17 protein-coding genes are annotated in these 12,810 nt (G+C 41.7%); 5 read left to right on the top strand and 12 right to left on the bottom strand.

The window, feature by feature from the left end; translation table 11 throughout:
• Positions 1-44 precede the first annotated feature (44 nt).
• The 10 genes from DWY57_RS13140 to DWY57_RS20925 all read right to left on the bottom strand — a co-directional run bounded on the left by DWY57_RS13140 (position 45) and on the right by DWY57_RS20925 (position 7,900).
• On the bottom strand, positions 45-1,052 hold the full coding sequence (locus DWY57_RS13140) for a glycosyltransferase family 2 protein (protein WP_119961893.1): 1,008 nt from the start codon (positions 1,050-1,052) through the stop codon (positions 45-47).
• A 21-nt stretch (positions 1,053-1,073) separates the two neighbouring features.
• Complete coding sequence (locus tag DWY57_RS13135) at positions 1,074-2,057, bottom strand: glycosyltransferase family 2 protein (RefSeq protein ID WP_165491400.1); 984 nt, start codon at positions 2,055-2,057, stop codon at positions 1,074-1,076.
• A 2-nt stretch (positions 2,058-2,059) separates the two neighbouring features.
• Complete coding sequence (locus DWY57_RS13130) at positions 2,060-3,292, bottom strand: EpsG family protein (RefSeq protein WP_165491399.1); 1,233 nt, start codon at positions 3,290-3,292, stop codon at positions 2,060-2,062.
• Entirely contained in the window at positions 3,255-4,244 is a 990-nt protein-coding gene (locus DWY57_RS13125) for a glycosyltransferase family 52 (protein ID WP_008663378.1), read from the bottom strand. The genes DWY57_RS13130 and DWY57_RS13125 overlap by 38 nt, the downstream gene beginning before the upstream one ends.
• 46 nt (positions 4,245-4,290) lie before the next feature.
• Positions 4,291-5,547 carry an oligosaccharide flippase family protein gene (locus DWY57_RS13120; protein ID WP_117588790.1) on the bottom strand — a complete coding sequence of 419 codons (1,257 nt, stop codon included), beginning with the start codon at positions 5,545-5,547 and terminating at the stop codon, positions 4,291-4,293.
• Between the two features lie 5 nt (positions 5,548-5,552).
• A complete protein-coding gene (locus DWY57_RS20730; protein WP_131226220.1) occupies positions 5,553-5,783 on the bottom strand; it encodes a hypothetical protein in 231 nt (76 codons plus the stop codon).
• 314 nt (positions 5,784-6,097) lie between these two features.
• Positions 6,098-6,562, bottom strand: coding sequence for an acyltransferase family protein (locus DWY57_RS13110; protein WP_119961890.1), 465 nt, complete (start codon positions 6,560-6,562; stop codon positions 6,098-6,100).
• Between the two features lie 535 nt (positions 6,563-7,097).
• Complete coding sequence (locus DWY57_RS13105; RefSeq protein WP_119961889.1) at positions 7,098-7,529, bottom strand: acyltransferase family protein; 432 nt, start codon at positions 7,527-7,529, stop codon at positions 7,098-7,100.
• A gap of 108 nt (positions 7,530-7,637) precedes the next feature.
• Positions 7,638-7,760 (bottom strand): hypothetical protein, encoded by a 123-nt coding sequence (locus DWY57_RS21550; protein WP_255260470.1) that lies wholly within the window; start codon positions 7,758-7,760, stop codon positions 7,638-7,640.
• The gene (locus DWY57_RS20925) at positions 7,757-7,900 is read right to left on the bottom strand and encodes a hypothetical protein (RefSeq protein ID WP_153881084.1); all 144 of its coding nucleotides are present in this window, start codon (positions 7,898-7,900) and stop codon (positions 7,757-7,759) included. Before DWY57_RS20925 ends, DWY57_RS21550 begins: the two co-directional genes overlap by 4 nt.
• 149 nt (positions 7,901-8,049) lie before the next feature.
• Between DWY57_RS20925 and DWY57_RS13100 the strand changes: the two genes are divergently transcribed.
• On the top strand, positions 8,050-8,679 hold the full coding sequence (locus tag DWY57_RS13100) for a BT4734/BF3469 family protein (protein ID WP_171030458.1): 630 nt from the start codon (positions 8,050-8,052) through the stop codon (positions 8,677-8,679).
• Between the two features lie 54 nt (positions 8,680-8,733).
• Positions 8,734-10,509, top strand: a complete 1,776-nt coding sequence (locus tag DWY57_RS13095) for a DUF3987 domain-containing protein (protein ID WP_009038576.1) — start codon at positions 8,734-8,736, stop codon at positions 10,507-10,509.
• Between the two features lie 103 nt (positions 10,510-10,612).
• Here DWY57_RS13095 and DWY57_RS13090 read toward each other — a convergent pair whose 3' ends face one another.
• A complete protein-coding gene (locus DWY57_RS13090) occupies positions 10,613-10,831 on the bottom strand; it encodes a DUF4248 domain-containing protein (protein ID WP_005829478.1) in 219 nt (72 codons plus the stop codon).
• A 208-nt stretch (positions 10,832-11,039) separates the two neighbouring features.
• Here DWY57_RS13090 and DWY57_RS13085 point away from each other — a divergent pair, with 208 nt between their 5' ends.
• The 3 genes from DWY57_RS13085 to DWY57_RS13080 are packed head-to-tail and all read left to right on the top strand — an operon-like array spanning position 11,040 to position 12,088.
• Complete coding sequence (locus DWY57_RS13085) at positions 11,040-11,525, top strand: DNA-binding protein (protein WP_005829481.1); 486 nt, start codon at positions 11,040-11,042, stop codon at positions 11,523-11,525.
• A 39-nt stretch (positions 11,526-11,564) separates the two neighbouring features.
• Positions 11,565-11,672 (top strand): smalltalk protein, encoded by a 108-nt coding sequence (locus tag DWY57_RS21620; protein WP_005829485.1) that lies wholly within the window; start codon positions 11,565-11,567, stop codon positions 11,670-11,672.
• A 2-nt stretch (positions 11,673-11,674) separates the two neighbouring features.
• Positions 11,675-12,088, top strand: a complete 414-nt coding sequence (locus DWY57_RS13080) for an N-acetylmuramoyl-L-alanine amidase (protein WP_035457976.1) — start codon at positions 11,675-11,677, stop codon at positions 12,086-12,088.
• A gap of 13 nt (positions 12,089-12,101) precedes the next feature.
• Here DWY57_RS13080 and DWY57_RS13075 read toward each other — a convergent pair whose 3' ends face one another.
• Entirely contained in the window at positions 12,102-12,809 is a 708-nt protein-coding gene (locus DWY57_RS13075; RefSeq protein WP_035457975.1) for a PIG-L family deacetylase, read from the bottom strand.
• Between the last annotated feature and the right edge of the window lies 1 nt (position 12,810).

Genomic DNA, 12,810 nt, shown 5'->3' with positions numbered 1-12,810 from the left:
AAAATAACGTTCAAAAATGACGTATAATATAATTTACAAAATCATTAAAAAGTCTGAAACAATTTATTATAGAGGTATAGGAAAAAATAAAGGCGGTATCTTAAAGCATAAGTCATGCCTATTGCAATCAGATTTTTTCTATATACAGCATGCCGTATGGCATTATCATAGTAAGGGTTTTTCAGTTCTTTATTAATCTCGCGGCACACCTCTCTATATTTTTTATTTTCAAAGAATTGAGATGCAGCTACCGTAGCCACTTCATGCGTAACAAATCGATATAACTGCTCTTTAAAGTCATATTTAGACATATCAATTTGTTTTTCTAAATGCCTACCTATAACTTCCGGAGTATTCCAAGGGAAAGCTTTTCTGCATTTTGTCATAGACGACGGATTCATTCTATAATAATAACCGCAATAATCCATCACTACTGCGTTTCGAGCAAAGTTCATAAATGCTATCGTACAGGCTTTGTCCTCTCCAATCTTCAGAAACAAACCTTGCTGTTGTTGTTGTTGTTGTATGTATATATCAGATTTAAATGCCTTACCCCACAATTGTCCCGGCAGACAAGCATCATCATTCCTTCTCATAAGTAGAGGATAGATTTCCTTCACCAATTGTTCTTCATTATAATAGCCTGTTCTTAACGAAATCCTTCGATACTTGTGATTGGTTTCCAAAGCAAAAACATGTCCCATCATAACAATATCCGGATTTTTATATTGCTTTATGCTATCAGATATCAATTCAAGATAACGGGAATCTATCCAATCGTCCGAATCCAGACAAATACAGTAATCTCCTCGCACTTCATCAGCTCCTGCTATTCTTGCACTCACCAATCCACCATTCGCTTTATTTACCAACCGGAAACGGCTATCCCTTACCAAATACTCCTGACAAATGGTCAAGCAGTCATCGGTTGACCCATCATTCACCATAATGGCTTCAAAATCCGAAAAAGATTGGTTCAGAACACTGTCAAGGCATTGTCTAAGATACCTACCTGTATTATAGATTGGAATTATAATACTAAATAAAATCATACTAAACTATTCATTACAATATTACCATCTTGAACTAACATGTAATCCGACCTTGATATAAAGCCTTAGCAATGCTATCATCTTTGTATCCAGCAGAAAAAGCAATAATCTGTCTTTCATTCCGATTTTAGTTTTATCACCCCCCGATATGTTTGGAAAAAGAGAGATAGAGTATTTGAAAGCTTCTTCATTGTAGAATGATGATTTCATAGAATGTACTTTTACATAAACCTTTGCCAGGGATAATACGGGTGCATAATACTCAAGATTTATCTTCAAAAAGAAATCCTCCAACAGCAAAGCGGCTCTTTCCAGACTTTTAATAGATTTTACACTCACAGATGCGGTATAAGACGTAGCTATATTTTTAAGATAATAATAGCACGTTTTCTTCAGATATGCCACCTTATTGGAGTTATAAACCAGTCGTGGACTGGTAGCATAGTCTTCACTATAACAGATGCTTTCATCCAATTCAATGCCGTTATACACTTTTCTATTACAAAAGCGGAAGCAGAGTTCAAACCTCGTCTTTCTTATAATCATTTGATACAGATACTGCTCTTTTGTTTCAGGCATGGATAAAGTAATGTGTTTTGTGAAGTTGTCATATAATTCGTCTATGTCAAACACCACCATATCGGCATTTTCATCCAAAGCCTTGTTTACAAGACATTCTACTGCATCTGTCGAGATATAGTCATCGCTATCAATATGCCATATATACTCACCTTGGGCATGCGACAAGCCTGTTTTTCTGGCAGCAGTCAGCCCCTTGTTCACTTCATGATTTATTAATATCACTTGCTCCCTCCGATGTGGATAATCAGTCATTTTATCTTGGATATGCTTCATGCTATTGTCTATAGTACAATCATTTACAAAAATGTATTGCATATTTTCGTAAGATTGCGAAAATAATGAATCCAAACATTTATCAATGTAGCGTTCAACATTGTACACCGGAACGACAATAGAAACTAAAGGTTCTCTATTTCTTAACATAATCATTTAATATAAATATAAAGTTCACCGTTGGGATTAACATTATTCATCACCCAGTTATCGTCATAGTCCATGGAAAGAGCCACGGGATATGGACTGAATAAATAGTACCACCTTGTTATGGTATGTTTTCTCCATTCAAGCATGAATCCGAATAGAGTAAGGAATACATAGGTTTTAAAAAGAACTTTCAGTTTAGACATTCCCGCATATTTCATTAAGAAAAAGATGCCGTAATAATAGAAATATGCCATCACTCTACCATTTACGGCAAAAAATGCGGAAGTAAATGCCGTCAGCAGAAATAAATTATACACCAAAGATGTCTGTTTTGTTATAGGAACATTCTTGCAGAAAATAGCAAAAAACAATATATTGCAAGTGTAATGTCCTATCGTAGGAAGCCAAAAAAATATATTATGCCCCTCAAGATATTCGGTAGAAGCGTATTCTCCCTCTGTATAACTAACAAGATAATCATTTAATTCTCCTAAAGGAAGAACGGAAACCAATAATCCAAACGATTGCGAAACAAAAAAAAGAATTCCAAAAACCAAATAGAAAATGGGCTTATGCCTTACATACAATCCAACCTCTGCCAGCAGAATGAGTGGTATCACCATCATGACACCAAAATGAAAGAAAAAGGCAATTAATAACAGCCCTATGTCAATAAAACGTTTTTCGTTCAGCACATAGTGTCTGAAAATGTAATAACTTACTAAAGATGCTGCAAAAGAGCTTCTCAATCCTACTGCAACAGCAGCGTAGGGAATTATAAAAATCACGAACCATAAAAACACACAGCGGTCTCTATCGTTCGGCTTCATGCTTTTGCAATAGCTATTATAGGCATTTAAGAAGAGCATTGTAGTGCTCGCAACAAGCAAGAACCTCAAAAATCCAAAAGAGATACCATATTTTATAAAAATAAATTCCAACAATGGTAATAGGAAATCCACTTTTATGTTCACTCCCAAAAAGAACAAGAAATCGTTCCACTCAAACAGCTTTATGTCTTGAAAGTTTACCCAATGCCTATACAAATCTGCTACGGGAGGATAAAGCAACATGGCGCATAAACCCATAAACAATGAAAAAAGAAGATACATATTCTTCTTTTGCCGATAGCAGCCATTTATCACCATGGGCATGGCCAGTACAGGGCAGCAAAAAAAAGCCACCCACACAAACCAATCAGTTCGGATTAAGCTCCTCAATTTCAAATTGTCCATATACATTCAATAATTCCGGATGACATTTAAACCCAAGAAGATGTTTTTTACATTCCTTCGGGAATGAAAAGATAGAAGTACTATTAATTGTATATGCATCGGTAAAGTACAAACCTATCAAAGAAAACAACTCCGCCGGCATTTTTTTTGAATATACCATTACATCGGGAAACATTCCTCTGTAATCCATAGTATCTCTGGGATGTGTCTTGATTACTACATCTTCTGCATTGTATTGATTAATTATACCTTGATATATCTCTCTCATCACTTCGTCACCCACACCTTGATTGAAAGGTTGTGCCAGTATAATCACCTTCTTTTCGCGAAGTTTTTCTATTTCCTCCTTATTAAAGCTGAACATATCAAGAATATAATCTTTATAATCACACGTTTCCCATAACTTCCTGATATCGACAAGTATAGCTTTTTCTTTGAGACAAGCAGGAATAGATCCCATAGCACCGGTAAGAACAACTTGTGAAGCATATTTAGAATTACCATACTCACCATAACACATGCTGGAGCCAAACAGCAATCTGTATAACCACTTGTGCTTCATCGTTGACGGTCTTACTAAAGCGCTTTCTATATAGTTTGCCAGACCATCTTCAATAACCACCATAGAGCGTTTGCGCAACAGAGCCGGAGTGTACCACAGGTGATCTTGACCAAAAATCGGGAGCGTACACAGAAAAGGCCATTTCATATAGGCTGTACATTTTAACCAAAAGCGGCATAATACTCTCAACACAAACGGCTGTGAGGTCATTTTCACATAAGAGAGAAATTCCTTATACTTGAGTTTACTCTGAAATTCAGACGAGAATGCATCTGATATAAAAAAGAAAGTCTTGTCAAATTGTTCCTTTCCATATACCAGCATATAAATGAGCATGGTATACGTTGAATCAACAAAACATACAGCTTTCAAATCTTTATATTTCTTCATCTTTATTCTTATTTAGATTTATTATTCTATTCATATTGTGACGTAATCACCTCACGTATTTATTAATTAATCCTTTAGCTCTAAAAACCACCATCGCCACCATAAGGGCTTTAAGGAAAACATAGAGCAGACAGGTATAGTAAAGGCTGTATCTGGTAAACAGCATTGACAGTCCTAAATGGAGAACAGAGCAACTGAATGTTATGAACATCAAATCCTTGGTTCTATCATAGTAGAAAAGATAGTTGGTATAAAGAAAATATATACACTGAAAATATCCGGAAATGCCTAATAAATAAAAATAAGGCAAGGAAGATGAATACTTGGGCAACAAAATAGGGATAATGACTGAACAACCTACAAAAACGATGACAGCCCCAATTGTATAAATAACAAAGATATCCCTTGTTTGGCGTTTCAGCCGCAACCACCTGTCATTCGCTTCCGAAGACAATATTTGATAGATTGACACAGAATTTGTCTGATTAAATGCCGCCCCAATCATATCTATGATATTCGAAAGATTGAGTGCAAAACTGAAGATTCCAACTTCGGCAAGGGTATAATAGTAATTGATGATATATCTGTCACCGCCTTGCTTAATCCAACTCGTAGCCAAGTGTGGAATTAAAGGAATGCCCCACATCAAGATAGGCTTTACCTGAAGCCACGAAAGTCCCTTGAAAATAAATAGGCGATAGCGAAAACACACATAAAAAGCTACAAGTCCATAGAGTACTCCGCAAGCAAGCTGTGCATAGATACGTCCCACCCATCCCTGCTTCAAAGCAACAACAAACAGCATAGTTACAGCGAAATTTACAACGGCAAAGCTGCAACTCACCAAACCAAAAGAAGTCAGTTTCTCACGGATGCGATAATAGTCGAGTACAATTTGAAAATAGCAGTTCATCACAGAAATGACTAATGCAAACCAAAGATAATGTATCGGCAATTCTAACACTTCCGCAACAAAAGTATTACCCAACAGAAGCAAAAAAGCGAAAAACGTAGCTACCGCAAAAGTGATTAGGAAGATGAGAGTATAGTCTTGCTTAAATTTCTTTTCATCCTTTTTAAAGAAAGAAATAGTTATGTAACCATGCGTTGAGAGAGAAACAACAAACCCCAAAAAAGAAATGATGGTGTTGAATAAGCTCAAAGTACCATAATCTGAAGGAGCAATATAATTGGCCAGAATAATCAGTAACAAAAAGCTTGCACCCTGATTAAAAAAAGAGAAAAAAGAGAACAAAGCTCCTTTAAGCAGAAGCTTGTTGCCTAATAAACAATTTAAAAACATTATTTTTATTCAGCAGCAGTGCTACGCAATCCTCTCCACCTTTTCCACACTATCACCGGCAATATGCTCAGTGATACGGTAAGTATTATCGTCAGTGTAGCGCAGATGTATTTATTGCCCACAAAATCCAGCAACATTCCATGTGGAAAGAATGCGAAAACAAACATCTGAAGGAGAAAAATCTCGAAGGAATATTTCCCCATCAGACCTATAAACTCTTTTAGTTTAGTACTCAAACGATTATAACAGAATTTCAGAAAGAAAAGGAACAAAGAGGCTACATAGAAGTAGCATATCCAATGATATATCTTCCAGTCTGTCTGAAAAAATAAAGGTTCGAAATTAATTGAGGTATAAGCGAACATCAAAATAAACGCTATACTGACCACAGAAAGCAGCAATCTAATATTATCCAAGAGAATACCTTTCTCCACCCACATATATCCCAAATAAATCAAAAAGAAATACCGGAAAAATAAAAGCCTGTAAAGCATCTCAGGTATGTGGATATATATGCATACCAACTCCCAAAGGCAGCTTAACGCAATCATCAGCAAGCATATTTTACCCCCCCTACAACTTTATTTAACAATTTGATTATCAATGCAATAATAGGCAACAACAACGCAAACTGTATGTATATCCACACATAGTAGGAACCAGGACCTATACCGCCACCAATAATAACAGTCTTCATCACCTGCAAAGGATCTCTTTGCAATACCACTACCAGCAAAAATACCTCAAAAAGCAGTAAGAGAAGAAAAGGCTTGAAAATCCTATTAAACAGCTTAACCAAATTAGGCATTTTCACAGCCTCGTCCACTCCATGCTTATAGGCATGAAAGACCTGTATCAATAGGAACAAAGGCACTGCTTGGTCTCCCCAAAGAGGAAACAAGATATATTCTGTGTGTGGCAGACAGTGTGCCAACACTACCAAGAAGATACAGACTCCTTTGAGATAATCTATGAAAGGGTCATATCCCTCCTTTTGTAATGTAATGGGTAGCATTCGTTTTATATTTGTAAGCACTCAATTTAAGGTATCCCCCTTAATTAAGGCACTTTTCAGTGCCCTAAACCGGTAAGTTCTCTCCTGCTTCCCTGAAGGGACATCAGGCATATCGCCAAATGCTTATGGAATATTATCACCGGGAAGAGTACCGTCAAAAACTGATAACCTTCGACCTGAACGAAAAGACGCTCAAAATCACTGCTACTAATACATACTTCTATTTAGGTCGATGACAGCAGCAAAGGTCGAAATCTTTAGAATAGAAAACAAAACGGCATTTTTGGACGCTTACTTTTATATCCAATTTATTGGCAATCTATTCAACAACACACTCATGCCGTTCGCCAAAGTTCTTTTTTCCCTATACACATAGGAAAATACTTCACAAGTAGTAGAGTAAGGAAGTAACTTACCACTATAATCAAAGGAAACTCAAAACACAACACAGCCGCCCAACTATTGGGGACTATGTGTAATACTTTGACTACGGGTATCTGTGCAAAAGGGAACATTGCCAAATGGACACCGAATATTACAATGGAATTTCTTCCAAAAAACAAAAAAGGCCTATCAAAAACCAAATACCGCCTACTCCTAAAGGATTGGGTTCAAGAGCATCTATTGGTATAACAGTAAAGAGTTTGGCAAGTCCTATAAATTTATCCAAAATAGAAAATTCAAATAGGCCTTCAAACAGATAGCGTACACACTGCACCAAAAGTTGCAAAGTTATTCCGAATAACCAAAAGAACACAAAGGGTACTAAAAGTGTATTCACTTTCTTGATAAAAAAGTCCTTAAAACAACTCCGTTGTCTGAAAAACAATCCGGATACCAAGAAAAAAAGAGGTAATCGTAAAGGAGCATTTATCGCAACTCCGGTCAAATCGAAATGATAAAGTACCACCCAAAGTACTGAAAAACCTTTTATCGCATCTATGTAATCTATACGTTTTGTTGCCATTGAATTTAATATAAATTATTCCTTACATAAGCACAATATCTATAAAAATATTACATTGGGGACGTCAACAATTAGCATCCCCAGCTGATATGCAAATTAAACCTTCTCTTACTCTCTCTTTCTCACCTTCAGCCATCCCTCCAGCCACTCATTCACCATCTGCCTGATTTCATCATCCTCCAAATCCATGGAGTAGTAATAAAAAAGTGACTGATAAGCACTTAATCTCACATCCAGCCCTTTTTTATTTTTCCATACGTAGTTGTACAAATATGGGCTTCTTTGGCAAGAGTATTAATATTCAAGTCTTTCTCTTTACGCCATTTCTCAAATAAAGCACCCAGTATAGGGTGGTCACTGTTTACATTCATCGTCGTCTTGTATTATGTTATCAGAATTAAAAAAGTACATGTTATTAAACGTTATTTTAGGTTTCTCACATTTAAAATATTTTCCATATACAGAAAATATTTAATGAGAAAAGAGCCCTAACTTCGCACAAAATCTTTAAAACAACAAAATGGAAAATCTATTCAAAATGTCACTTTTCATGCCGCCCATATCACCGATAAAAGACGAAAACACCGGAAAAACCGTAAAAAGTGCCACACTCACCCCATTCAGGACAATGAGCATTGACGAAGTACACCGTCTTATCACCTCCGACCAGAGACTTGCCGAACTGACACTCGCCATAAGAAATGCCGCAGCACAAGGAGACGAAACTACCGCACGATTCCTCAAACAACAGACACTACCCTACGTCACTCCCTGCGGCGTATTCACCCGACGACGAAGCGACTGCCTCACGGAATCCTCCGGCCTGGTTGTAGTCGATATCGACCACCTTGAATCCGCAGAAGAAACGGAAAACTTACGGCAACAACTATTCGATGACCCCTATCTATGCCCTGCGCTGGTGTTCATCAGCCCCACCGGACGGGGCGTAAAAGCGTTTGTTCCCTGTCTTCACGGACAGAATCCTGCAGAAGGAATACAATGGGCCATGAACTACGTCCACTGCATGTATGACACCGAAAACACACAACCCGGAAAAGGAGTGGACACTTCGGGGAAAGACCTCGTACGTGCCTGTTTCCTCTGCCATGACCCGAAGGCACTGCTCAGAGAAGTTGTGAATTTCGAATGATGAGTCATTGCAAATCACCGACTACAAATTACTAATTATAAATTACCAAATCCGATGGAACCACTATCTTCATTGCACCTTCTGGCCGAAGCAGTCAGAAATGCAGGAGCAGACATTGCTCCAACCTATCAAGAATATATACAACTGGCATTTGCCATTGCCACCGACTGCGGAGAAGCAGGACGGCATGATTTTTTAAGTCTGTGCAGCCTGTCGTCCAAGTACGACCAACGGGCAGCCGACAAGCTCTTCAGCAATGCCCTGAAGACCGGCCGTAACGACGTGCATCTAGGAACCGCCTTTCATCTGGCCGAGCTTTGCGGCGTGAAGATTCAGCATGAAGCCGCACCCGCCATTGGTACACTTGGTACACAAAGTTCACCCCTCTCTTCTACCTCACACACACGCGCACGCGAGGAAGAGTCCGCATCGGGCATTGAACCACTGTCTCCATTACCCACTTTCGACGAACACCTCCACTGGCCTTATCCCCTGAATCGCATCATGAGCTGCGGAACCTCCCTCGCCCAATACGATGTACTGCTACTGGGTGCCATCACCGTATTGGGTGCCAGTATGGGAAAACACGTCCGATGTTCCTACGGAGGAAAAATGATGTCCCCCTGCCTGCAAACCTTTGTAGTAGCCCTACCTGCATCCGGCAAAGGAGTGCTCTCCTTGGTACGCCTGCTTGCCGAGCCCATTCACGATGAAATACGTGGGCAGGTAGACGAAAGCATGGCATGTTACCGCCGCGAAAAAGCAAAATACGACACACTGGGCAAGGAACGTGGAAAAACGGAGACTCCCGTAATGCCTCTCAACAAGATGTTCCTCATCTCGGGCAACAACACCGGAACCGGCATCCTGCAAAACCTGATGGACTCCGACGGTACCGGACTGATATGCGAAAGCGAAGCCGACACCATCTCCACCGCCATCGGTTCGGAATACGGACACTGGAGCGACACCATGCGCAAAGCCTTCGACCACGACCGACTGTCCTACAACCGGCGCACCGACCACGAATACCGAGAGGTAAAGAAAACTTATCTTTCCGTACTTCTGTCAGGCACCCCCTCACAAGTGAAACCACTGATTCCCACTGCTGAGAACGGGCTCTTTTCTCGCCAGGTATTCTACTACATGCCTGCCATACATCATTGGCAAAACCAGTTCGACCGCAATGACAGCGATCTTGAAGATACCTTCAAGGCTCTGGGCATGGAATGGAAGGACAAACTGAAAACCATTGTCATGAACGGAATATTCACCCTTCACCTTACGGACGGACAGAAAGATGAATTCAACCGGCTCTTCTCCCGGCTTTTCGTACGCTCCGGACTAGCCAACGGAAACGAGATGTCAAGCAGCGTGGCACGTCTGGCCATCAACATCTGCCGCATCATGGAAGTGGTGGCCATGCTCCGCGCAATGGAACAAGGGGAAATCACCGCCTCGCCTTACGTGTCGCCCGACCCTCACACAGCCACAGACAATCTGAAAGACCACATTGTCAGCCGATGGAATCTCCTCATTGCTTCCGCTGACTTTCATGCCGTACTCTCACTGGCCGAAAGCCTTTACCGGCATACCACCCATATCCTCTCCTTCCTGCCCAACACCGAAGTGACAAGCCGCGGCAATGCCGACCGGGATGCGCTGGTAGACAGCATGGAAGAAGAATTCACACGGGCCTCTTTCCTGCAGAAAGCCGGAGAGATGGGCATCAAATCGGAAACCGCCTCCACCTGGCTCAAACGTATGCAGAAACACGGGCTGGTGGAAAATGTAGATGGCAAGGGAAACTACCGGAAACCCAAAGTCTGACATTCACTTCGCTTCACGCACGCGTATGTGTGTGAGACGAAAGGATGGATGAACCTCTGTACCAAGTGTACCAACCTGACCTTTACGCCATCCAACCTCAGGTTTAAGGCTCTCCAAGTGCAGCCACTATCAGCCGCACTTGGGCAGGCGTATAAGAGCGGGAACGGGAAGAACCGCCCAAAGCGGAAAGTCCGTCACGCAAATCGGGACAAAGGTCTATCCAGTGTTTCAGTTTGCGGAAGGCAGCCTCCGGACAAAGATTGGGACAATAGATTTGGGCCAATTCGGTACGCCCGTATGTACGTATGACAAAAGAATCCATAGTTGACAGTTACGATTTATATTTCATCAAAAGTAACTATAAATCATGACATTATCAAACTTACAAGCGTAAATAACCGACTAAAACAGACCCAAACAGACGAGAACCTGCAAAAACCGACAAACGCCCGTATCCACAGCCTTATCTTTGCATCGTTGAGTTCAACACAGCAAATGTTTTTATCCTTTAACTTCTAAATTTTAATTGTATGATTCGTTACAAAAAGTATCAAGTGACGGGCGAAGACAGCCCACTGAAAGGCCTCTGGTATGCACGCCCCGTAATCGAAGAAACCTTCGACATCGAAAAATTGGCCAAGCACATGTCCAATCACAACACCCCCTATTCGAGTGGTGTCATCAAGGGGGTACTGGCAGACATGGTTTCCTGCACCAAAGAATTGATTCTGGACGGCAAGAACGTGAAACTGGATGACCTTGCCATCTTCTCCGTAGGAATCGTCAGCAAGAAAGGGGCGCAATCCGCTGCCGACTTCTCGCTGGCCAACAACGTGAAGGGGCTGAAGCTCCGCGCCCGTGCCACCGGCGAACTGAGTAATGCCCAAATCAACCTGGATGGACAGCTGAAGGAATCTTCCCTGTACACCGTAGGCGGAAAAGCTCCCGATGGCAGTGGTTCCGACGGCGGTTCCGGAGGAAGTGACGGCAATCAGGGCGAGAATCCGTTAGGATGAGAATAATTACAAATTACTAATTATCAATTACCAATCATCATGAGTGAAGACAAAAAGTCAAAATCCGTATGGGGCATTGTCCTCAAAGTAATCATCACCGTAGCTACCGCCATAGCGGGAGCTTTAGGTCTGGGCGCTTGCAAATAGCCATGCGTACGATTACCCTGCTCATTATTCATTGCTCAGCCACGCCTCAAGGCGTGGCCCTGGGCTTTGAGGATTGCCGCCGCGACCACATCCACCACCGCGGCTTCCGTGACATCGGCTATCATTTCTATCTGACCCGGAACGGCGAAATACACCGCGGCCGCCCGTTGGAAAAAATAGGTGCGCATTGCCTCAATCACAACCGCCATTCTATCGGCATCTGTTATGAAGGAGGACTGGATGCTGCAAGTTTTCCTGCCGATACCCGTACATTGGAACAGAAGGCTTCGTTACTGGCACTGCTACGTGAGTTGAAGCGTATCTTTCCACGGGCGCTGATTGTGGGGCACCATGACTTGAATCCGACGAAAGCGTGTCCGTGCTTCGATGCGGAAAGGGAGTATAGGGGGCTCTAAAAGGCTCCCTTCTTCATTCTATCATCCGCACTATCTGAAATGCCTCGGCCAAGTGTTTGCCTACGGTATAGCCGCGAAACCGGGCAAGGGCTTTCAATGCCTCCGAAGAGCGCGGATGCGGAAAAGCACGGCTCTCAAACTCATAGGCCGCCATGGCAGCACATTTTGCTTTCAAATCATCCTCCGAAATCTCCATATAGAAATTGGCTGTGAAATGGCGTGGGTCGCAAGTAGCCTGCCACTCACTGGCTGATGGGGTCTCGAATGTAAAAATAGCCTTCACCGGTTCGTCCTCCATAGGGCGTGTGGCAGTCATCACTGCTTGAAAAGTCATCTGATGGTCAATATTAAGGTCGCCACCATGGTGGGTAAAGATAAAGTCCGGACGAAACTGTTCCTTCTCATGCTCCACTACCTTTACGATATCAAGCAGTGCATGGCTGTCAAAACGGTTGTCGGAAAAATTATATGCCTGCACGCTGTGATAGCCTATCAACTGCCGCGCCGTCTCCACATTCTGATGATGCCTTTCCAAGACTTCCTTCCACTGTTCCGTGTCACGGGTATCTGAGCGTGAAGTAATCCCCTCTCCCAAAATGATGACCCGGGTCTGTACTCCTTGTGTCTTGACTAGTTTGTGCATGGTAGCGCCTAGGCCCAGCAGTTCATCATCGGGATGGGCGGCAACAACCATGATACGTTTATTTGTAAATAGAGACATA

Origin of the sequence: Bacteroides sp. AF25-5LB (assembly GCF_003602965.1) — a bacterium.
GTDB classification, from domain to species: domain Bacteria; phylum Bacteroidota; class Bacteroidia; order Bacteroidales; family Bacteroidaceae; genus Bacteroides; species Bacteroides uniformis.
Note: the sequence above shows the minus strand (reverse complement) of the source record. Positions and strands in the feature narration are given on the sequence as shown.

Bases quoted from the DNA above. Each gene is read 5' to 3' on its own strand.
- DWY57_RS13140 (WP_119961893.1), bottom strand. From the start codon at position 1,052: ATGATTTTATTTAGTATTATAATTCCAATCTATAATACAGGTAGGTAT.
- DWY57_RS13135 (WP_165491400.1), bottom strand. From the start codon at position 2,057: ATGTTAAGAAATAGAGAACCTTTAGTTTCTATTGTCGTTCCGGTGTAC.
- DWY57_RS13130 (WP_165491399.1), bottom strand. From the start codon at position 3,292: ATGGACAATTTGAAATTGAGGAGCTTAATCCGAACTGATTGGTTTGTG.
- DWY57_RS13125 (WP_008663378.1), bottom strand. From the start codon at position 4,244: ATGAAGAAATATAAAGATTTGAAAGCTGTATGTTTTGTTGATTCAACG.
- DWY57_RS13120 (WP_117588790.1), bottom strand. From the start codon at position 5,547: ATGTTTTTAAATTGTTTATTAGGCAACAAGCTTCTGCTTAAAGGAGCT.
- DWY57_RS13110 (WP_119961890.1), bottom strand. From the start codon at position 6,562: ATGCTACCCATTACATTACAAAAGGAGGGATATGACCCTTTCATAGAT.
- DWY57_RS13105 (WP_119961889.1), bottom strand. From the start codon at position 7,529: ATGGCAACAAAACGTATAGATTACATAGATGCGATAAAAGGTTTTTCA.
- DWY57_RS20925 (WP_153881084.1), bottom strand. From the start codon at position 7,900: ATGAATGTAAACAGTGACCACCCTATACTGGGTGCTTTATTTGAGAAA.
- DWY57_RS13100 (WP_171030458.1), top strand. From the start codon at position 8,050: ATGGAAAATCTATTCAAAATGTCACTTTTCATGCCGCCCATATCACCG.
- DWY57_RS13095 (WP_009038576.1), top strand. From the start codon at position 8,734: ATGGAACCACTATCTTCATTGCACCTTCTGGCCGAAGCAGTCAGAAAT.
- DWY57_RS13090 (WP_005829478.1), bottom strand. From the start codon at position 10,831: ATGGATTCTTTTGTCATACGTACATACGGGCGTACCGAATTGGCCCAA.
- DWY57_RS13085 (WP_005829481.1), top strand. From the start codon at position 11,040: ATGATTCGTTACAAAAAGTATCAAGTGACGGGCGAAGACAGCCCACTG.
- DWY57_RS21620 (WP_005829485.1), top strand. From the start codon at position 11,565: ATGAGTGAAGACAAAAAGTCAAAATCCGTATGGGGCATTGTCCTCAAA.
- DWY57_RS13080 (WP_035457976.1), top strand. From the start codon at position 11,675: ATGCGTACGATTACCCTGCTCATTATTCATTGCTCAGCCACGCCTCAA.
- DWY57_RS13075 (WP_035457975.1), bottom strand. From the start codon at position 12,809: ATGTCTCTATTTACAAATAAACGTATCATGGTTGTTGCCGCCCATCCC.